At 46.6% G+C, this 19,104-nt stretch carries 19 protein-coding genes; 15 read left to right on the top strand and 4 right to left on the bottom strand.

Features of this window, described 5'->3' with window-relative positions; genetic code table 11:
- From ACMXYR_RS16135 to ACMXYR_RS16090, 10 genes are all read left to right on the top strand, one after another.
- Positions 1 to 903, top strand: coding sequence for an ExeA family protein (locus ACMXYR_RS16135; RefSeq protein ID WP_415902343.1), 903 nt, complete (start codon positions 1 to 3; stop codon positions 901 to 903).
- On the top strand, positions 900 to 2,339 hold the full coding sequence (locus tag ACMXYR_RS16130; protein WP_415902342.1) for a tetratricopeptide repeat protein: 1,440 nt from the start codon (positions 900 to 902) through the stop codon (positions 2,337 to 2,339). The genes ACMXYR_RS16135 and ACMXYR_RS16130 overlap by 4 nt, the downstream gene beginning before the upstream one ends.
- Before the next feature lie 14 nt (positions 2,340 to 2,353).
- Positions 2,354 to 4,129 carry a GspE/PulE family protein gene (locus tag ACMXYR_RS16125; RefSeq protein WP_415902341.1) on the top strand — a complete coding sequence of 592 codons (1,776 nt, stop codon included), beginning with the start codon at positions 2,354 to 2,356 and terminating at the stop codon, positions 4,127 to 4,129.
- A gap of 17 nt (positions 4,130 to 4,146) precedes the next feature.
- Complete coding sequence (locus ACMXYR_RS16120; RefSeq protein WP_415902340.1) at positions 4,147 to 5,373, top strand: type II secretion system F family protein; 1,227 nt, start codon at positions 4,147 to 4,149, stop codon at positions 5,371 to 5,373.
- 12 nt (positions 5,374 to 5,385) lie between these two features.
- Positions 5,386 to 5,895: a type II secretion system protein gene (locus tag ACMXYR_RS16115; protein ID WP_415902339.1), complete on the top strand. Its 510-nt coding sequence runs from the start codon at positions 5,386 to 5,388 to the stop codon at positions 5,893 to 5,895.
- A gap of 69 nt (positions 5,896 to 5,964) precedes the next feature.
- Positions 5,965 to 6,501, top strand: a complete 537-nt coding sequence (locus ACMXYR_RS16110; RefSeq protein WP_415886261.1) for a Tfp pilus assembly protein FimT/FimU — start codon at positions 5,965 to 5,967, stop codon at positions 6,499 to 6,501.
- Between the two features lie 13 nt (positions 6,502 to 6,514).
- Entirely contained in the window at positions 6,515 to 7,129 is a 615-nt protein-coding gene (locus ACMXYR_RS16105; RefSeq protein WP_415902338.1) for a prepilin-type N-terminal cleavage/methylation domain-containing protein, read from the top strand.
- On the top strand, positions 7,110 to 7,670 hold the full coding sequence (locus tag ACMXYR_RS16100) for a prepilin-type N-terminal cleavage/methylation domain-containing protein (protein ID WP_415882847.1): 561 nt from the start codon (positions 7,110 to 7,112) through the stop codon (positions 7,668 to 7,670). Before ACMXYR_RS16105 ends, ACMXYR_RS16100 begins: the two co-directional genes overlap by 20 nt.
- Positions 7,670 to 8,554: a type II secretion system protein J gene (locus ACMXYR_RS16095; protein WP_415882846.1), complete on the top strand. Its 885-nt coding sequence runs from the start codon at positions 7,670 to 7,672 to the stop codon at positions 8,552 to 8,554. Before ACMXYR_RS16100 ends, ACMXYR_RS16095 begins: the two co-directional genes overlap by 1 nt.
- A complete protein-coding gene (locus ACMXYR_RS16090) occupies positions 8,544 to 9,008 on the top strand; it encodes a hypothetical protein (protein WP_415882845.1) in 465 nt (154 codons plus the stop codon). The genes ACMXYR_RS16095 and ACMXYR_RS16090 overlap by 11 nt, the downstream gene beginning before the upstream one ends.
- Positions 9,009 to 9,032: 24 nt before the next feature.
- On the opposite strand, the gene pyrE is transcribed toward ACMXYR_RS16090, so the two are convergent.
- A complete protein-coding gene (gene pyrE / locus ACMXYR_RS16085) occupies positions 9,033 to 9,674 on the bottom strand; it encodes an orotate phosphoribosyltransferase (RefSeq protein WP_415882844.1) in 642 nt (213 codons plus the stop codon).
- A 175-nt stretch (positions 9,675 to 9,849) separates the two neighbouring features.
- Between pyrE and ACMXYR_RS16080 the strand changes: the two genes are divergently transcribed.
- Positions 9,850 to 10,620, top strand: coding sequence for an exodeoxyribonuclease III (locus ACMXYR_RS16080; protein WP_415902337.1), 771 nt, complete (start codon positions 9,850 to 9,852; stop codon positions 10,618 to 10,620).
- Between the two features lie 57 nt (positions 10,621 to 10,677).
- Here the strand turns inward: ACMXYR_RS16080 and rph are convergent, their stop codons facing one another.
- Entirely contained in the window at positions 10,678 to 11,448 is a 771-nt protein-coding gene (gene rph, locus ACMXYR_RS16075; RefSeq protein WP_415889631.1) for a ribonuclease PH, read from the bottom strand.
- A 101-nt stretch (positions 11,449 to 11,549) separates the two neighbouring features.
- Here rph and ACMXYR_RS16070 point away from each other — a divergent pair, with 101 nt between their 5' ends.
- Entirely contained in the window at positions 11,550 to 12,413 is an 864-nt protein-coding gene (locus ACMXYR_RS16070) for a YicC/YloC family endoribonuclease (protein ID WP_415902336.1), read from the top strand.
- Between the two features lie 60 nt (positions 12,414 to 12,473).
- On the opposite strand, the gene ACMXYR_RS16065 is transcribed toward ACMXYR_RS16070, so the two are convergent.
- Complete coding sequence (locus ACMXYR_RS16065; protein ID WP_415902335.1) at positions 12,474 to 13,856, bottom strand: peptidoglycan DD-metalloendopeptidase family protein; 1,383 nt, start codon at positions 13,854 to 13,856, stop codon at positions 12,474 to 12,476.
- 200 nt (positions 13,857 to 14,056) lie between these two features.
- On the opposite strand from ACMXYR_RS16065, the gene gmk reads away from it, so the two are divergent.
- The 3 genes from gmk (at position 14,057) to ACMXYR_RS16050 (ending at position 17,248) form a co-directional block, all read left to right on the top strand.
- On the top strand, positions 14,057 to 14,671 hold the full coding sequence (gmk, locus tag ACMXYR_RS16060; RefSeq protein WP_415902334.1) for a guanylate kinase: 615 nt from the start codon (positions 14,057 to 14,059) through the stop codon (positions 14,669 to 14,671).
- Positions 14,672 to 14,731: 60 nt separating this feature from the next.
- The gene (gene rpoZ / locus ACMXYR_RS16055; RefSeq protein WP_415902333.1) at positions 14,732 to 14,944 is read left to right on the top strand and encodes a DNA-directed RNA polymerase subunit omega; all 213 of its coding nucleotides are present in this window, start codon (positions 14,732 to 14,734) and stop codon (positions 14,942 to 14,944) included.
- A gap of 168 nt (positions 14,945 to 15,112) precedes the next feature.
- The gene (locus ACMXYR_RS16050; protein WP_415902332.1) at positions 15,113 to 17,248 is read left to right on the top strand and encodes a RelA/SpoT family protein; all 2,136 of its coding nucleotides are present in this window, start codon (positions 15,113 to 15,115) and stop codon (positions 17,246 to 17,248) included.
- Between the two features lie 27 nt (positions 17,249 to 17,275).
- Here ACMXYR_RS16050 and ggt read toward each other — a convergent pair whose 3' ends face one another.
- Positions 17,276 to 19,030 (bottom strand): gamma-glutamyltransferase, encoded by a 1,755-nt coding sequence (gene ggt / locus ACMXYR_RS16045; RefSeq protein WP_415902331.1) that lies wholly within the window; start codon positions 19,028 to 19,030, stop codon positions 17,276 to 17,278.
- Between the last annotated feature and the right edge of the window lie 74 nt (positions 19,031 to 19,104).

Genomic DNA, 19,104 nt, shown 5'->3' with positions numbered 1-19,104 from the left:
ATGTACACTGAACATTTTGGTCTGAGTGAACTGCCGTTCACTCTGACACCAAATACGCATTTCTTTTTAAATATGCCAACGCATCATGAAGCGCTGAACTTAATTATGGTCGCTCTTGCCGGGGGTGATGGCTTTGTGAAAGTTGTTGGCGAAGTCGGAACTGGCAAAACCCTACTTTGTCGAAAGCTGTTGAATGCGTTGGAAGGTGACGAATATGTCACCGCTTATATTCCTAACCCCTATTTAAGCCCGGATGAGTTTCGAAAAAGTTTTGCTAAAGAGATAGGCCTTGAGGTCTCAGATTTAGAACACTTTGAGTTATTAGATGCGATTAACCACAAACTGATTGAGTTAGCACAAGCGAAACTTAAAGTTGTTTTATTGGTAGACGAAGCTCAAGCAATTCCAGAAGAGACAGTCGAAGCTCTGAGATTGCTAACCAATTTAGAAACGGAATCGGCTAAGCTATTCCAAGTTGTCCTATTCGGGCAGCCTGAATTGGATGAATTGCTCAGTAAGAAGTCCTTGAGGCAACTGTTGCAACGTATTACTTTCAGCTATCAACTCAGTCATCTAGATAATGAGGCCGTTGAACATTATATAAATCAACGTATTCAGCGGGCAGGCTTTCAAGGGATGTCGTTATTTAAACGTGACGCAGCTCGAAAAATCGCCCAAGCCTCGGGTGGCACTCCTAGGTTGATAAATATATTAAGCCATAAAGCATTAATGGCTGCTTATGGGAAAGGTGACCTTAAAGTAGATGGAAACCACGTTTTCAGGGCGATTGAGGATACCGAGGGCATTTCTATTCCAAGTAACTCACTTCCGTTACTTTGGGGAAGTATAGGCTTGCTGTTCACTGTAACAATCATCTTTATTTATTTAGGTATCCTTAAGTGAGTCTGGTCAATGACATGCTCCGAGATTTGGAGCAGCGCAACGAGCGCCCAGTAAGTATGGATGGAAATCAGTCGAGTATTAAAGCTGCTCAAACTGTGGAGGCGGAGAAGCCCAATAGCTTACCGCGATTGATACTGTGGTTTATCGGGTTCAGTGCTTTATTAATGACTGCTTGGCTTCTTTGGCAAGAGCAATCTTCTTCGTCTACGGTTGCAAACAATGATGTTCAATTAGTTCCCGCTCTAGAAAAAACCAAAGAGAAACTGATTAGACAAGAGGTCAGCCAAGTACCGGCTATTCCTGTTCTAGTGGATCAGAAAGCTGAACCCGTTAAGCCAAGTCAGGCGGCAATTACTGAAATTCAGTGGGCAGGAACAGAGCAGGGCGGCGATCTTGTGGTTCGCCTAGATGGAGCTACTGATGTGCAAGTGGTTAGCCAAAATGCAAATGTGATTGTTATCGCTTTTGATGATGCGATTTTGCAGTCAGCGTTGCCTAGTATTAGTAATGGGTTGGTGAAAAGCGTCGATTTAAATACCGAATATGATCGTGCTGTGCTGACAGTTACAACCCTAAGGGACAGTCAGTTTGCCTTCCGTGTTCAACAAGCACCAACCACGCTAATTTTGGGCGTATTTGCTAAAGAGCCCCAGGTTGAAGCTGCGGAACATGTGCCTGTGACTCAGGTTGTTTCTGAAAACCTCAATTTAGAAGAGGTGGTAGAAACTACTCAAAAAGTAGAAGAGATTGCTAAAAAGCCTAACACGATTAAGTCAGGAAAAGAGTTACAAGTTGCACATCCAGGTGATGCAATGCTGGAAAAGAGTCGACCAAGTAAACCTGTAGCTAAAGTAACGGCTAAATTGTCAGATCAGCAGTCAGCTGATCGGGCGAGACGTTTGATAAATCAAGGTAAGTTGGCTGATGCTGAAACGTTGCTGCTGAAAAGTATAACGGAGCAGGTACCTAACTCTTTGGCATCTAGACGTTTGTTAGCGACGTTGTATCTGTCGACGGGTAATCAACCCAAAGCAGAAAGCTTATTGTCTGATAGTTTGGTGCAATTCCCATCGGATGCTGCTTTACGCAAGCTACAGGCTCGTATTTGGCTAACCTCAGGTCAGCAGATTCAAGCGGTTTCCTTACTGGAAAAAGATAAGCCTGCAATGAAGCAAGATACAGAGTTTTATGAGTTATTGGCGAGTGCGTACCAACAGAGTGGTAACTATACAAAATCAGCCCAAAACTATTATCAGCTTTTGCAATTGAATAATCAGGTTTCTCGTTGGTGGGTTGGGCTAGCTTATGCGTTTGAGCAGTCAAAGCGTTTCCACGATGCGCTTAATGCGTATCGAAGCGCAGTGAAGATTCCGTCGATCGACAGTAGTTTGAAACAATATGCACAACAGCGTGTTCAAGCGCTGTCTGGGCGCTAGGAGGAAGGGGCTGCATGGCTGCACCTAAAATGAAAATCCGAATTGGTGACTTGCTAGTTCAGAATGGTGTTATTACCGAACCGCAGTTGATGGAAGCTTTAGGCCGCCAAAAAGAAACACGCCAAAAGTTGGGTAAAACGCTTGTTACCATGGGATATGTTCAGGAACAGCAGTTTCTGGAGTTTTTATCGCAGCAGCTTAATATTCCTCTGGTTGATCTAACTCATTACTCCTTTAACCAGGAAGACGTTCTGCGTTTGCCGGAAACTCAGGCACGTCGATTCCGTGCACTCGTTTTAAAAGAGGATGTTGATCACTTTTTGGTAGGTATGTCAGATCCCATGGACATCTTTGCCTTTGACGAGTTACAAAGAGCTCTACCTAAGCCGATTGAACAGGCGGTGGTATCAGAGGCCCAGTTACTTCAGTCCATGGATCTACTTTATCGGAAAACAAGCGATATTGAAGATTTGGCAGACCAGCTAAATGAAGAGATAGCTGATGATGCCTTTGATCTTGCTGCGCTGACTGCAACCGATGAAGTTGATGTTCCGGTTGTTAAGTTGCTAAAAAGTTTATTTGAAGATGCGGTTCAAGTTGGCGCTTCCGATATACATATAGAGCCAGATGAAAATGTATTGCGTATCCGCCAACGTGTTGATGGAGTGTTACATGAACACGTAATGAAAGAGAAGCGTATCGCTTCTGCATTAGTGCTCAAATTAAAACTGATGGCTTCTCTGAATATTTCGGAGAAGCGGCTGCCTCAAGATGGTCGTTTTAACATCAACGTATCTGGTCATAGCGTTGATGTCCGTATATCGACGTTGCCGATTCAGTTCGGTGAGTCGGTGGTAATGCGTCTACTTGATCAATCAGACGGTATTATCGGTTTAGATAAGGTTGGCTTGCCTGATTATATGTTGCCTCGGTTACGTAAAATGATTCATGAACCTCATGGTATTTTATTGGTAACAGGTCCTACCGGTAGTGGTAAGACAACCACGCTGTATGGTGCATTAAATGAACTTAACAGCCATCAGAAAAAGATTATTACGGTAGAAGATCCGGTCGAGTACCGTTTACCGCGCATTAATCAGGTACAAGTACATCCTAATATAGGTCTAGATTTCTCAACTGTATTGCGAGCAACTTTGCGTCAGGACCCTGATATTCTTTTAGTCGGTGAGATTCGAGATAAAGAAACCGCAGAGATTGCATTGCGTGCTGCGATGACAGGTCACTTTGTACTGTCGACTTTGCACACTAATGATGCCGTATCTAGTGCTATGCGTTTGATTGATATCGGGATAGAGGGCTATCTAGCAGCTTCTGCACTCAATGGCATCCTAGCTCAGCGTCTGGTGCGAAAAATCTGCGAAAACTGCAGTCAGGACTACCATCCAACCGGTCAAGAGCAACTTTGGCTGAATGAACGTCAGGAAGAGCTGGGCTTAGATGATATCGAACTGAAAAAAGGGCGTGGTTGTACATACTGTAATAATACAGGTTACAAAGGCCGAACAGGTATTTTTGAGCTGTTAGAAATCAATGATGCTATGGCCGATGCGTTACGACGTGATGATAGTGCTAATTTCACTATCGCCGCAAAAACTGATCCTCATTATAAGCCGCTTGTATACAGTGCATTAGATCTGGCTATAGCGGGCATTACTTCCTTAGAGGAGGTATTCCGCGTTACCGAACAGCTGGATGAATCGATGTATCTTGATGCCCCATCTGTGGATGAAGTACCTGCGCAACATACTTCTGGCTTTGAGCTAGAATAAACGAACGAGATAAACCTATGGCGACATACAGTTATCGAGGGCGAAACCGCGATGGCGTTGAAGTGAATGGCCAGCTTGAAGCGGGTACATCGACTTTGGCTGCATCACAGTTGAGTGCAGATGGCATTATCCCAATAACGATTCAGGTCGCTGAAAAGGCCGTTGAAAAGAAGGGCAGTAAAGAGGTTCAGATCAAATTGTTCCAGAAGATAAGTCTGGATGAATTGATCATGTTTAGCCGACAGATGTATAGCTTAACCAAAGCCGGTGTACCGATTACTCGAGCCATGCGTGGTTTGGCTAATACCGTGACGAATACCTTGCTTGTAGAGACGCTCTCACACTTAGCGGATGATCTAGAAAAGGGTCATGCGCTGTCTTCGGCTTTAGCAAAACATCCTAAGGTTTTTAACGAGCTGTATATCAGCATGATCCACGTAGGTGAAAACACTGGTCAGTTGGATGATGCATTTAGGCAGATGGCTGCTTATCTTGAGTTAGAGAGGCAGACCGTAAAAAATATTAAACAAGCAACGCGCTATCCGTTGTTTGTATTGATCGCTATCTCCGCTGCTATAGCCATTATTAATATCTTTGTTATTCCTGCTTTTAAATCGGTTTTTGATAGTTTCGGCGGTGAGATTCCTTGGCAAACACAAGTATTAATCACGATCTCTGATTTCACTGTGAATTGGTGGTATGCCATTTTGATTGGCATAGTTTTAAGTGCGTTTGCTTTCCATCGGTGGAAGCGGACAGAAAAAGGTCACATGACTTGGGATCAGAGAAAACTGAAGCTGCCGATTGTGGGGCCAATATTCTACAGAGTGATTTTAGGACGGTTCTCGCGTACTTTCAGTATCGTATTGAAAGCGGGTGTGCCCATTGAGCAAGGGTTATCGATTGTTGCTAACGCGGTTGGCAATCGCCATATAGGTAAGAAAGTTGCGGGTATGCGCCAGGGTATCGAACGGGGTGAGTCGTTTACTCAAACTGCTCATCAGACGGAGATGTTCAGTCCTCTAGTGATGCAGATGTTAGCGGTCGGTGAAGAAACCGGTCGAGTAGATCAGATGTTGGAAGAGGCCGCAGGTTTTTACGAGCAGGAAGTAGAGTACGATCTTAAGAACTTAACCAGTGCGATTGAACCTATTTTGATTATTGCAATAGGGGCTATGGTGTTGGTACTGGCCTTAGGTGTTTTCCTGCCATTGTGGGAGTTAAGTACTACCATTAATGGCTAGGGAGGATAGGAATTGCAACGGAGATGTAGTGGTTTTTCACTATTGGAACTAACGGTTTCAATTTTTATCATCACAGTGCTGATGGCATCTGCTCTGCAACGTTTGGAGCTGCTGATCGAAGATGTTGAGCGTGTTTCCTTTGAAGGTAGTCGCGATAATATTCAGGCGCAGATAACGTTGAAGGTTGCTTACTGGTTTGCGGAACAACAGGTCGTTTCGCCAGATGAAATAGCGAAGCAAAATCCGGTAGATTTGATACAGCACAAGCCATTGAATTACGCTGGAGAGCTCGCTTTTAGTGAGTTGCGAAATGTGGCAGGTGAACATTGGTATTTTGTGACTGATAAACGTTGGTTGGTCTATAAGGCTAAACGTACGAGCAATTTAAAAAATGAATTTATGCAGGCTGATTTAATTCCTTATAGGGTTGAGGTGGGTTTGCAGGATAGTAAAGCGGACAAAGGTTTAGCTATAGAAGCGAAGCTAAAGCCTCTATATGAATTTTATTGGCAAGCAGATTAGCTATACAACAGTAAGTTAATTTGTTAAAAATCAAATAATTGTAAATTTAACCCAAGGTCACAGAGTTCTATGAGAAAGCAAACTGGTTTTACAATCATTGAATTAGTCGTAGTGATTGCTCTATTGGGCATTTTGGCAGCGGTTGCATTGCCTCGTTTTATCAATGTAACAGGTGATGCGCACAATGCAGCGGTAAAAGGGACTGCTGGTGGTTTTGCAGCAGGTGTAGCTTTAGCTAAAGCCAAAGCTGTTGTAGAGAATGCAGCCTCTGGAGCATCTGTTCAATTGGATGGTTCTGTCAGTGTTGTTGTAAATGGTACGGGTTATCCAGTTGGTGCAGATGGTTCAGCACCAACTAACCTAGCTGACCTTCAAGATGCAGACTGCGTTGAAGTTTGGGATGGCGTTCTACAGGGCACCCGCCCAGTAGCTTCTTCGGCGGAACCTACATCTTCTAACGGTGTGGACTATGAAGCGCAAGGTAATGGTGCTTCGTGTGACTTCGTTTACAAAAGTCAGAACAATGCCGTTAGCCCAGCAGAGGATCGTGTAATAACTTACGATTCTAGCAACGGTAGCGTTAGCGTTACTGGTACTGACGAGTAAATAGTTATTCTCTATGGGCAGCATAGCTTCTGATCTATTTAGTCAATGCTGCTCTAAATCTTGCCAGCGTGGTTTTACGCTGGTCGAGATTATCGTTGTTATCATCCTGCTGGGTATTCTCTCAGCTGTTGCTATCCCTCGAATTGGTAATGTTGCTCGTTACGATGAGCTTGCGCTTCGTAGTGCCATCATGGGCTCGTTACGTTTAGCGCAAAAAGCCGCTTTAGCGCAGCATGCTTCCTCTGTGTACTGGGTGCTAGAACGCTCGTCTGATACACAATGGCAGATCTCTTTGTTGATTGACTCTGACACTTCAGATGCAACGCCACCAACCAGTATTACCCCTCCTCAGCTCAATGCTGAGATCACAGCGGATGCGTTATTATCCTACACCGCGTCCCTTGTATCGGGCTCAGAATCAGGCAGTTTGTCGTCTGGGGAAAACCTAGTGGTGATGTATAACCAACTGGGCGATATGATCCGTGTTGATAACAATGTTGTTCTAAATTCTGCTGCGAGCTTTCCAGACGACGGCCAAGAGGTTGATAGCAGTCTGCAATTTACCGATGACAATGGCGACTACTGCCTTTCACTGACAGGGTATACCTATGAAACGACCTGTCGCTGAACGAGGCTTCTCGCTAGTTGAAGTAGTCATCACCATTGTGATTATTGCTATCGCTCTTACAGCGGCGATAGCAGGTTGGGGCACCATTGCCCGCCATAGTTCCGATGTCATGTGGCAAACCAAAGTATCCTATCTTGGGCAGGCCTATCTCGAAGAAATTTTGTCACGCCGATACGATGAACTTACGCCTCTAGGCGGTAGCCCACCTTGTGATCCTTGTACGCCCGCAGCGCAATTTGGCGTGAATGCTGGTGCGCCAATTACCAGTAAAGATGGTGAATCCCGGGAAGAGTTTGATGATGTTGATGACTACCATGGCTTAACAGAGAGCGCGGTTGGTTTATTCAATGCGCTTGTGACGCCGGGTGGTATTCAGTCTTATGAAGGTTATGAAGTCTCTGTTCAGGTGACTTATGTCGGTAGCACCTATTTCTCAGGTGCTGACTCTGAATTAGTCAAACAAGTGATTGTTACCGTTACTCCTCCAGCCAATACGGGGCAGAGCCCTGTGGTGTTCAGTGCTTTGCGGGGTAACTACTGATGCGTCGTCAAAGCGGTTTTACACTGGTTGAATTAATTGTCGTGATTACCTTGTTGGGGATCATCTCTCTGGTAACCGTAGGCTTTATTACTTCAACCATGCAAGGCTATGCGGATCTAACGAGGCGTGATCAGCTTTCATCTGCGGCACGTGTGGCAGTTGAGCGTATGGCGCGCGAGATCAGAAACGCCCTGCCTAATAGTATCCGTGTTGGTGACTCAGGAAATTGCTTAGAGTTTATACCTGCCTTGGCGGCCTCTCGATATATCTCTGTACCGCTAACGGCTGTTTCGGCATCGTCAGCATTTAGCTCCGTGCCGTTTGCTACATCACCTGATCTTGGCCGTGTGGCTGTATACCCGATAGATACTAATACCGTGGATGAACCCGGCAGACCTGCAGGGCAAAACCCAATCTACGATCTGGATAGTTGGTCGATTATCTCCCCAATGATCAGTGCCAGCAGCGCATTGGAGTCAGGATCAGGCACGGTGGATGTGTTATTAAACTCTACCCATCGTTTTCCCGCGGATTCCCCCTCAAAACGTTACTTTATTGTTGATGAGCCGGTGAGCTTTTGTGTCGTAGGGAGTGATCTTTATCGTTTTCAGGGGGTAAGCGGTAGTGCGTACACTTATGCGATTACCCAGCCTACAGGCGCAACTTTATTTGCCAATCTAGCAGAGCCACAGGAAGCGCTGTTGGCAAGTGATGTCGTAAGCCCTGTGGATAACGATGCCTTTACATACAGTGAAGCGACATTACTTCGAAATGGCATTGTCCTGTTTGATCTGTTTGTAGAGGATCAGGTACTAACCAGCAGGGATACAACGCAGGAAAGTATCCGAGTTCAATTTGAGGTGCAGGTGAGAAATGTCCCATAAATTACCTGTAGTTGCGTTGAGATCTAAACAGCGAGGACTGGGTCTTATCTCGGCTATCTTCGTGATCACCGTATTAGCGGTCATCATTGCCGGTATGAGCCGTTTCTTTGCGCTTAGCCAAGATGTGACAGCTCAAGAGTTTCTTGGCGCTAGGGCGATTACAGCAGCGCAAACGGGGATAGAGCTAGAACTAACCTGTCTAGGCAATGGAGCATCTGGCTGTGTGGCTTCGGCTGCAGTTGGAAGCCCGCCTGCACAAGTTGATTATTGGCCAGGGCCTGCCGCCAGCGATACCTTTAATATCAATGGCCTGCAAGGGTGTCGATCGGAAGTTTTTTATCGGACGGTGACATCGCCAGAAGGTGATTTCTGGACCATCGATAGTACGGGCTACTGCGGTGGTAGTGGCTTGGATGGTGCTTCGAGGAAGGTTGTGATCAGAGCTGCCCAATAAAGAGCAGCTCCGGTAAAGCCTAACTTATATACCGTATTCGTCGCGGTATTTACGAATCGCTTCAAGTTCAGTCGCCATATCGCCTTTTTCAGTCAAGTAATCAATTAGATCACCTAGGCTAACGATGCTGATAACAGGCATGTTGTAGTCGCGCTCTACTTCCTGAATCGCAGATAGTTCGCCTTTACCTTTCTCTTGACGGTTAAGGGCAATCACAACACCAGCAGGTTTTGCGCCCGCTTGATCGATGATTTCCATTACTTCACGAATCGCTGTGCCTGCTGTGATTACATCATCGATGATCATCACGCCGCCTTCCAGAGGTGCACCTACAAGGCTACCGCCTTCACCGTGAGTTTTTGCTTCTTTACGGTTGAATACGTAAGGAACATCATCACCGTGCTGATCAGATAGGGCTACCGCTGTTGTCGCAGCTAGCGGGATACCTTTGTACGCAGGGCCAAGCAGTACATCGTAGTTAACGCCAGAATCTTTGATCGCCTGAGCGTAAAAGCGGCCAAGCTTAGCTAGCGCAGTACCTGTGTTGAAAAGACCGGCATTGAAAAAGTAAGGGCTAGTACGGCCAGATTTAAGCGTGAACTCGCCAAAACGTAGTACGTTCTGTTCGATAGCAAACTCAATAAACTCGCGCTGGTAATCCTGCATGGCAAACTCCGCTGGGAAAGGGGTAAAAATTTTGCGGCTATTCTACCAGCGGAAGCCTAGAGTCTCCATTGTTCAACGAACACTCAAAAAATTTCATTTTGCTTAACTTCCCTATACAATTCGAGCAATCGCTAAAAATAATAGATAAGTCTGATAACGGACAGGAACACCTTCTATGCGCGTCATCACATTCAATGCTCAAGGTATTGAACAAGCTACTGAAAACGGTTTTTTTGACTGGATGGTCCGTCAAGATGCTGATGTTGTTTGCTTGCAGGATCTGCGGGCGAAAGAATATCAACTTGATGACGAACGCTACCACCCCGAAGGTTATCACTCATACTTCTTCGATGCTTGGGAAGATGGTTACAGTGGCGTTGCTATATACAGCCGTACAATTCCTAAAGCGATCATGACCGGTTTGGGTTTCGAACTGTGTGATCAGCACGGCCGTTTTATCCAAGCGGACTTTGATGATGTCAGTGTTGGCTCATTCTGCCTCCCTTCTGGTTTGAAAGGTGAAGAGGCGCAGCAACAGAAAGAAGCCTTTATGGTCGACTTTATCGGTCACCTAAATAAAACCCTGCGTAAGCGTAGAGAGTTTATTTTCTGTGGCACGACTAACATTGCGCACAAGCCAGTTGATCTTAGTAACTGGTACGCTAACCAAACGGTTTCTGGCTTCCTGCCGCAAGAGCGTGAGTGGATGGCTGAGATCTTTGATGAGATGGGCTATATCGACGCTTTCCGTCAGATCAACAAAGCAGAACGTCAATTCAGCTGGTGGCCTGATTACAACCGTGCCCGTAAGTTGAACGAAGGTGCACGCCTGGATTATCAGATCACCTCAGCTAGCCTGCGTAAGACCGTTAAAAATGCGCAGATCTATCGTGATCAGATGTTCAGTGAACACGCGCCAATCATCATCGATTACGATTTTGATTAAGACGATTTAGAAAACAAAAAAGGAGCCAATAGGCTCCTTTTTTAATGGGCTGAAGGTTTATTCAGCCAAAGCTTTTTGCTGCAGATCGATCAGCTCAGAGATACCTTTGCGTGCTAGATCTAACATCGCGTTCAGTTCTTCCTGAGTGTAAGGTGCGCCTTCAGCAGTACCTTGCACTTCGATAAAGCCACCGTCGCCAGTCATGATCACGTTCATATCGGTTTCAGCTTTGCTGTCTTCAGCGTAATCCAAATCTAGAACAGGCTCGCCTTCATAGATGCCTACAGACACTGCAGCGATCTTCTGCACCATAGGGTCGCCTTTCATAGCGCCGTTCTTATCTTGCTTAAGTACATTGATCGCATCTTGAAGGGCAACATAAGCACCCGTGATAGACGCTGTACGCGTACCGCCATCCGCCTGAAGAACGTCACAGTCTAGGGTGATTGTGTTTTCGCCTAGCTTTTTAAGATTAAGCGCAGCACGAAGAGAACGACCGATTAGACGTTGGATCTCTACAGTACGGCCGCCTTGTTTGCCTTTAGCCGCTTCACGACCGTTACGAGACGTTGTAGAGCGAGGCAGCATGCCGTACTCAGCAGTAATCCAGCCTTGGCCAGAACCGCGCAAAAAACGAGGTACACCGCGTTCTACAGTTGCAGTACAAAGCACCTTTGTATTACCAAACTCAACTAAAACGGAGCCTTCAGCGTGCATAGTAAAGTTACGAGTGATCTTAACTTCACGCATCTGATCATTTTCACGTCCGCTTGGGCGGTGCTTCTTAATACCAAGAGTTTGCAGCTGTTCTGAAATAGATGAACTCATGCCTGTCCTTTATCAATATTCTGGTCTGCCATAGCGTGGCACTGCCGAGCTAGGCTGTTACAATGCGAATTAATGATGCATTTTAATCGAGAATGAACAATATGACACGTAGCATGACAGCTTTTGCTCGACAGGAAGCCGAGCACGAATGGGGATCTCTTAGTTGGGAGATCCGTTCCGTTAACCATCGTTATCTGGAACCTCACCTGCGTTTACCGGAAAACCTAAAAGAGCTAGAAGGTTTTCTACGTGAGCAGCTACGTAAAAATCTAAGTCGCGGTAAAGTTGAATGTACTCTGCGCTTCAATCCAGAAGCGAAAGTTCAGCAACTGGTGGTTAACCCTGCGTACGCGCAAGAAGTTGTACAAGCCGCTGAGCAGATCCAAGGCATGCTGAAAGAGCACCAAGCGCTTGATCCACTCGAGCTACTGCGCTGGCCTGGTGTGCTACAAGACACCAAGCTAGATATGGATCTAGTTAAAAAATCGGCTAAAGATCTTTTCGGTACAGCGCTTAAAGACCTAATCGAAGGACGCGGCCGCGAAGGTGTTGAGCTTGCTACACTGATCAACCAGCGTCTAGATGCTATCAGCGAAATCATTAAAGAAGTTCGCGAAAAGATGCCACAAATTCTGCAAAACCAACGCGATAACCTGCATCAGCGTTTAGCGGAGCTAAAAGTAGAGCTAGATGAAGGCCGGGTTGAACAAGAGATCGCACTTCTAGCGCAAAAAGCCGATGTCGATGAAGAGATGGACCGCCTTGATACCCATGTACAAGAAGTACGCCGTGTCCTAAAACAAAAAGGCCCAATTGGCCGCCGCTTAGACTTCTTAATGCAGGAGCTAAACCGCGAAGCGAATACGCTTTCTTCAAAATCGATTGTTGCGAGCACAACTCAGTGTGCAGTGGAGTTGAAGGTTCTAATCGAACAGATGCGTGAGCAGATCCAGAATATTGAGTGATTTAATCTAGAATCATTAGAACCCTACTCTGATCAGAGTAGGGTATTCTTCAAGCCTTACTTAAAGCGTACTTTGTGCGCTTTTCTCGCCTTTATTACTCAGTGCCAGTTGTTGCTCACTCTTCGGCTGATCTAAGCGAGCAATATAGTCTTTAAGTTGCCGTTCAAATGCGTTTTTCTTCTTGCCTGTGAGTGATACCGCAATTGGAATTTTGGCTTTCATTGCGTTCACAGGACGGCCGTTTTTATGTAGTTCGAAGTGCAGGTGAGCGCCGGTTGAGCGGCCTGAGTTGCCGGATAGGGCGATCTTTTGACCACGTTTTACGCGTTGGCCTTTCACTACATAGGATCTATGTAGGTGTAGGTAACGGGTTTTGTAGCTCTGGCCGTGTTTGATCTCGATATAGAGACCAGCGTACTTGTGGCGAACCACACGGGTTACCACTCCATCACCGGTGGTTACTACTGGCGTGCCGATTCGCATGGCGAAGTCGGTGCCGTTGTGCGGGCGAATCAGGCCGGTAACTGGATGACGACGTCTTGGATTGAAGTTGGAAGATAGGCGGTATTTGCCGTTAAACGGATAGCGCTGGAAAGCTTTCTCTAGGTTACGGCCTTTCTCATCGTAGTAGTTATCTTCAAATAGGAATGCGCTGATGTTGTGGCGGTTCTTAATACGGATCGCCTCAACTTTGGTGTTACCAGTTGCTTCGCCATCAACATATTGGCGAGAAACTAGTACTTCAAACTTATCACCCCGTTGGATATCACGGCGGAAGTCCACGCGTTGTTTGAGCACTTGGGTAATTGATTGTGCTTCAGCCTGAGTTAGCCCCGCTTTTTTACCGGAGCCAGTAAAGCTATAGAGGATCTCGCCCTGGATTAACCTGTTTTTCCAATCCCCTTCGATACGGATCTCTTCAAACTCAAAGCTATCGGCTTTTCGTGTATACACAACTTTGTGCGCAAGGCTAAATTGTAGTTCGAGGCGCTGTAGTTTTTGATTTTGCTTTTCAAAAACTAAAGTGTGCCCAGGCATTAGATTATCTAATGCTAGAACGTTTACGTCAGTTTCTAGCAGTTGGTACATGGTTTTTTGAGGCAGGTGTAAGCGCTCAAAAATTTTACCTAAGGTATCGCCTTTACGAACGATGTATTGGTAACCATTAGTGCCTGTATCTGGCACCAGCAGGGTTTCTGCGGCTGGGACGCTGTCGAAAGTCCACGGCGCTTTTAGCTGACGAATGCTGAAATTGGGTTGTTCAAAGGTCGGTACGTCGGTGTCCACAAGGTGCTCTAAAGATAAAGGTGTGGACGAATGAGGGCGATCGCCGGAGGGTAGGAAAACCGCCACTAGAAGCATTGCTGCTAAGGCTATAATTGCGCGCTGGTGGCGTTTAGGTAAAGCTGTTACAAAACCTGCTGAGGCTGAAATCCAGCGCATCAAAGTAAACCGTCGTACAAAGTTTGAGTCATAAGTCCTTTCGATCATATAGTATTTATCGCTGAAAGGCCCGTATTTCCTCACGATTCGTAGTTTTAAATCGCATATTTAGCCTGTTTTCATGGTGAAAAGGGGGAAAGATCTTATAATAGCCCTGCAGCAAGACGGTTTGCTGCTTCAATTTGAGTATGAGAAATCACATGGCTAAAGGCACGTTATATGTTGTTTCGGCTCCTTCGGGAGCGGGTAAAACCAGTCTCGTTAAGGCGATGCTAAAACAGGATAATGATATTGTCGTATCAGTATCCCATACCACGCGGGATATGCGCCCTGGGGAAACCAACGGTGTGGACTACAATTTCGTGTCTATGGATGAGTTCAATCAGATGATTGAAGCATCTGATTTCCTAGAATTTGCTGAAGTATTTACCAATAAGTACGGCACCTCCCAACGTTGGGTTGAGGATCAGCTAGAGCAGGGTAAAGATGTGATTTTGGAGATCGATTGGCAGGGTGCTCAGCAGATCCGCCGTCTGATGCCTGAATGCTTGTCTATTTTTATTTTGCCGCCATCTCGTGAAGCGCTTCAAGAGCGCCTTACAAATCGTGGCCAGGACAGCGACGAAGTAATCAACCTACGTATGTCTGAAGCCGTTAGCGAAATGAGCCATTATGGCGAGTACGATTACCTTGTGATCAACGATGATTTTGATCAGGCGCTGCGTGAACTACATGGTGTATTCCTGTCGCAACGTATGCAGATCGTCCAGCAACAAGAGCGTTGCCGAGAACTGTTGAGCTCTCTATTGTCATAAGCCGAATATGCAGGTAAACTGCGCGGTCTTTTTAATATACCGAATTCTGAGGTTACCCCCATGGCACGAGTTACCGTTGAAGATTGCCTAGAAAACGTAGATAACCGTTTTCAGTTGGTTATGGTTGCCGCTAAGCGCGCACGTCAGCTTGCTACTGGCGGTAAAGAACCAAAAGTAGAGTGGGAAAACGACAAGCCAACCGTTGTTGCTCTACGTGAAATTGCAGAGGGTCACACTGACCGTACTATTCTGGACGAAGTCGAGCAAGACTAAGCCCAAGCACACTGCTTTATCAGACGCCTCGCTATCATGCGGGGCGTTTGTGTTTATACTTGTTGGTAAATTCGTTAGTAATTCCTTGTTTAGGTCTTTTCCTAGCAGAATGAATGCGGCATCATCAGATGTAATGTGCATTTATTTGTTTGTAGCACTGGAGGGGCAATGCCGACCATTGACGCACTTTCTCAACGCCTGAATGATTACCTGGATCTGGAACAGATTCAGCAGGTGCGTCGTTCCTATTTTTATGCCGAGCAGGCCCATGATGGCCAGAAGCGTAAAAGTGGTGAACCTTATGTAACACATCCCCTTGCCGCGGCAAATATTCTTGCAGAACTGCGTATGGACCATCAGAGCCTGATGGCAGCCATGCTGCACGATGTTATCGAAGATACCGAGATCGCCTACGAAGGGATCGAATCCCAGTTTGGTAAAGCCGTTGCCGATATCGTTGACGGTGTATCGAAACTGACCCACCTAGAGTTTGAAACCAAAGCCGAAGCCCAAGCCAGCAACTTCCAGAAGATGGTGTTGGCGATGGCGGAAGATATCCGCGTGATTTTGGTGAAACTGGCGGACCGTCTTCACAATATGCGTACCTTGGGTGCGATGCCGGGGCATAAGCAGCGACGCATCGCTCGTGAAACGCTGGATATCTATGCACCGATTGCCGCGCGATTAGGTATGCGTGATGTGCAGGTGGAATTGGAAGATCTGGCATTCCAAGCGCATTACCCAATGCGTGCTAAGCATATCCGTCGAGCAGTAGTTCAAGCGCGTGGTCAGCGTAAAGATGTGATCAGCTCGATTCAGGAAACGATCGAAAAACGCCTCCAGAAAGAGGGGTTGAGCGGCACAGTGACTGGTCGGGAGAAGCACCTTTACAGCATCTACTCCAAGATGAAGGCGCAGCGTAAGTCCTTCTCTGAAATCATGGACGTATTTGCTTTCCGTATCGTGACCGACTCGGTTGATGATTGTTACCGTACACTCGGTGCCGTGCATAACTTGTATAAACCGGTGCATGACCGTTTTAAAGACTATATCGCTATTCCTAAAGCCAACGGCTATCAGTCACTACATACTGATCTGTTCGGTGCACGTGATATCACCATCGAGGTGCAGATTCGTACCCATGAGATGGATGCAGTAGCCAATCAGGGGATTGCTGAACATAGCCACTATAAGAACGAAGAAGAATTAGATGCCTCTGATAGCGCATTAGGCAGCTATAAGCGTGCCCGTAAGTGGGTGCAGGGCCTGTTAGAGATGCATCAGCGTGCCGGTAACTCGATGGAGTTTATCGACAGCGTTAAGACCGATCTGTTCCCGGATGAGGTTTACGTCTTTACGCCGCTAGGTAAGATTATGGAGCTACCAAGTGGTGCGACAGCGGTAGACTTTGCCTATGCTGTGCATACCGATGTCGGTAACTCTTGTGTATCTTGCCGTATTAACCGCCGATTAGCGCCGCTATCTCAGCCGTTAGAAAACGGCCAAACCGTTGAAATTATTACTACACCAAGTGCACAGCCGAATATGGCATGGCTCAACTTTGTTGTCACAGGTAAAGCGCGTACAGCGATTCGTCACTACCTGAAGAATCAACAGCGTCACGAGTCGGTGGAGCTTGGTCAGCGTTTGTTAAATCAGTTCCTCGCCAATTATGGTGCAACTTTAAACGATATCGATCCGTTCAAACTGCGTGAGCTGCTTCAAGAAGCTGAATTGGATAGCATGGAAGACTTGCTAGAAGATATCGGCTTGGGCAATCGTATGGCGTATGTTGTTGCGCGTAGACTTCGTCCTGAGGAAGAGTTGCAAGTAAGTGGTGATGACGACGAGTCCAATCGCCGCCAGAAACCGATGTCGATTAAAGGTACCGAGGGTATGGTGCTGCAGTATGCGAAGTGCTGTTTACCTATCCCAGGTGACTCGATTATTGGTCATATCAGTACAGGCCGTGGTTTAGTTATCCATCAAACCGATTGCCGTAACATCGGTTATCTGCGTGATGACCCAGAGAAATGTATCTACCTAGAATGGTCAGACAACCTAGACGAAGAGTTCAGCGTTAATCTGACCGTTCAGGTTGAGTCCCATCGCGGCATTATTGCTGAGCTTGCTACGACCACTTCGAGCATAGGTGCGGATGTTGTCGCTATCGATATCAGTGAGCACGAAGGCCAGCTAGCGAATGTCCATATGGAAGTGACAGTGACTGACCGTATCCATTTGGCGCGCGTGATGAAAAAGCTGCGTCGTCTGAAGAGTGTGAACCGTATTACCCGCGACTGATTTCGTTTTCGCAAAAGTTAGCACTAGTTATTCCCCTAGTGCTAAACCTTCCCTTCGATTATCTACAGCGCTTTCCCATTCACCTGAAGCTAGACGACGGAATCCGTGTAGGCCACTATTCAGATCTCTTACCTTAATCTGATGACCCATCGCCTCTAATGGCTGCTGCAACTGATCTATAGGTGTGTCCGCTTCAAGCTCGGTTAAGCCGTTGCGGTTGCTGATATGTGGCTGATTGACGATCTCCTGCATACTGAGGTCAGAGTTGAACATCAGCAACAGGCTTTGCGCTACATAGTTGATGATTCGGCTTCCGCCAGGAGAACCAATGGCTGCATGCAAATTTCCATCTGCGTCGAATACCATAAATGGCGACATTGAACTGCGTGGGCGTTTACCCGGCTGAACGCGGTTGGCGACAATCTGCCCTTTGCTAATACCTTTAAAAGAGAAGTCCGTTAGTTGATTGTTCAGCAGGAAGCCGCCTGCCATCAGGGTCGATCCAAACGCCATCTCGATACTGCTGGTCATCGAAACGGCATTACCCCAACGGTCGACTACAACAAAGTGAGTAGTGGAGGGGCGTTCTGGGGATTGCGCATCAACTAAGTTAGCCATAGCGTGCGGAGGGTTACCGGCCTTAGCTTGACCTAAGTCTCTATCTACTGAGATCAGTTTGGAGCGTTCCTTTAGGTAATTTGAATCGAGTAAGCCTTGTACAGGCACATCGACAAAATCACTATCGGCTAGATAGCGGCCACGATCCGCAAAAGCGAGGCGCGATGCTTGGGTGAAGAGATGGTTAAACTCCAAGCTCTCTGGGGCAAAGGTTGCTAGATCATGTTGCTCAAGCAGTTTCAGAATCTGCAGCACAGTGACACCGCCAGAGGTTGGCGGTGGGAAACCGCACACCTGATACTCTTTGTAGGGTAGGCAGATTGGATCGCGTTCTTTGGCTTGGTAGCTGGCTAGGTCGCTTTTGTCGAGTAAGCCAGGATTATCCTTTATGGACTGCACCTTCTCGGCAATTGCGGTTGCGATAGGGCCGAGATAAAACGCTTGAGTGCCGTTATCAGCAATTAACTGCAAACTGTCAGCTAATTCGGGGTTAGTTCTGATAAAACCTATTGGCAGTGGGGAACCGTCAGGGTTGTAGAAATAGTTTCTTGCTTCGCTATAACGGTTAAGCCCTGGGTTGATACCGCTGGCGATCAACTTATGTAAGCGCGGGCCTATAGGAAAGCCTTCACGAGATTGCTGAATGGCATTATCAAACAGATCTTGCCAAGCGAGCTTGCCGTGTTTTTCCTGCGCCATTTCCAGCATTTTTAACACACCGGGTGTGCCAACAGAGCGCCCGCCGACCATCGCTTCTACCCAAGGCATCGGCTTTTTATTCTTTTGGAACAAACGGTAATCAGCTTTAGCCGGTGCAGTCTCGCGACCATCATAAGCTTTAAGTTCTTGCTGGCTTTGATCCCAATAGAGCATAAAGGCGCCGCCACCAATGCCAGAGGATTGTGGCTCAACTAATGTCAGCATGGCTTGTATGGCAACTGCTGCATCTGCGGCCGTACCGCCTTGTTTCAGTATGTTTAGGCCTGCTTTAGTAGCAAGGGGGTGGGCGGTGACAACTAAGGATTTTTGTGTGGAGATCGCTTCGCTGTGATAGAGCCCAGTAGATGATTCGGGAGCAAGATCTTCTTCCACGGCGTGAGCGGAAAGACCGAGAAGTGAGAAGATGATCAGCAATGCTTGGCTAATTTGGAGAATTATCGACATTTTTCTCATTTAAACTGATTTAAATCGTGAATTTTTGACCAAGAACTTTGCTTTCCCTATTTGTTGCTAATAAT

This window comes from Neptuniibacter sp. QD29_5, from assembly GCF_047778125.1.
Classification (GTDB): domain Bacteria; phylum Pseudomonadota; class Gammaproteobacteria; order Pseudomonadales; family Balneatricaceae; genus Neptuniibacter.
This window is presented reverse-complemented; position numbering and strand designations above follow the sequence as displayed.

Excerpts from the sequence above, each read along its gene's own strand:
- ACMXYR_RS16100 (WP_415882847.1), top strand. The coding sequence starts at position 7,110 with ATGAAACGACCTGTCGCTGAACGAGGCTTCTCGCTAGTTGAAGTAGTC.
- rpoZ (WP_415902333.1), top strand. The coding sequence starts at position 14,732 with ATGGCACGAGTTACCGTTGAAGATTGCCTAGAAAACGTAGATAACCGT.
- ACMXYR_RS16080 (WP_415902337.1), top strand. The coding sequence starts at position 9,850 with ATGCGCGTCATCACATTCAATGCTCAAGGTATTGAACAAGCTACTGAA.
- ACMXYR_RS16090 (WP_415882845.1), top strand. The coding sequence starts at position 8,544 with ATGTCCCATAAATTACCTGTAGTTGCGTTGAGATCTAAACAGCGAGGA.
- ACMXYR_RS16070 (WP_415902336.1), top strand. The coding sequence starts at position 11,550 with ATGACACGTAGCATGACAGCTTTTGCTCGACAGGAAGCCGAGCACGAA.
- pyrE (WP_415882844.1), bottom strand. The coding sequence starts at position 9,674 with ATGCAGGATTACCAGCGCGAGTTTATTGAGTTTGCTATCGAACAGAAC.
- ACMXYR_RS16065 (WP_415902335.1), bottom strand. The coding sequence starts at position 13,856 with ATGCGCTGGATTTCAGCCTCAGCAGGTTTTGTAACAGCTTTACCTAAA.
- ACMXYR_RS16105 (WP_415902338.1), top strand. The coding sequence starts at position 6,515 with ATGGGCAGCATAGCTTCTGATCTATTTAGTCAATGCTGCTCTAAATCT.
- rph (WP_415889631.1), bottom strand. The coding sequence starts at position 11,448 with ATGAGTTCATCTATTTCAGAACAGCTGCAAACTCTTGGTATTAAGAAG.
- ACMXYR_RS16110 (WP_415886261.1), top strand. The coding sequence starts at position 5,965 with ATGAGAAAGCAAACTGGTTTTACAATCATTGAATTAGTCGTAGTGATT.
- ACMXYR_RS16050 (WP_415902332.1), top strand. The coding sequence starts at position 15,113 with ATGCCGACCATTGACGCACTTTCTCAACGCCTGAATGATTACCTGGAT.
- ACMXYR_RS16135 (WP_415902343.1), top strand. The coding sequence starts at position 1 with ATGTACACTGAACATTTTGGTCTGAGTGAACTGCCGTTCACTCTGACA.
- ACMXYR_RS16095 (WP_415882846.1), top strand. The coding sequence starts at position 7,670 with ATGCGTCGTCAAAGCGGTTTTACACTGGTTGAATTAATTGTCGTGATT.
- ACMXYR_RS16120 (WP_415902340.1), top strand. The coding sequence starts at position 4,147 with ATGGCGACATACAGTTATCGAGGGCGAAACCGCGATGGCGTTGAAGTG.
- ACMXYR_RS16125 (WP_415902341.1), top strand. The coding sequence starts at position 2,354 with ATGGCTGCACCTAAAATGAAAATCCGAATTGGTGACTTGCTAGTTCAG.
- gmk (WP_415902334.1), top strand. The coding sequence starts at position 14,057 with ATGGCTAAAGGCACGTTATATGTTGTTTCGGCTCCTTCGGGAGCGGGT.
- ggt (WP_415902331.1), bottom strand. The coding sequence starts at position 19,030 with ATGTCGATAATTCTCCAAATTAGCCAAGCATTGCTGATCATCTTCTCA.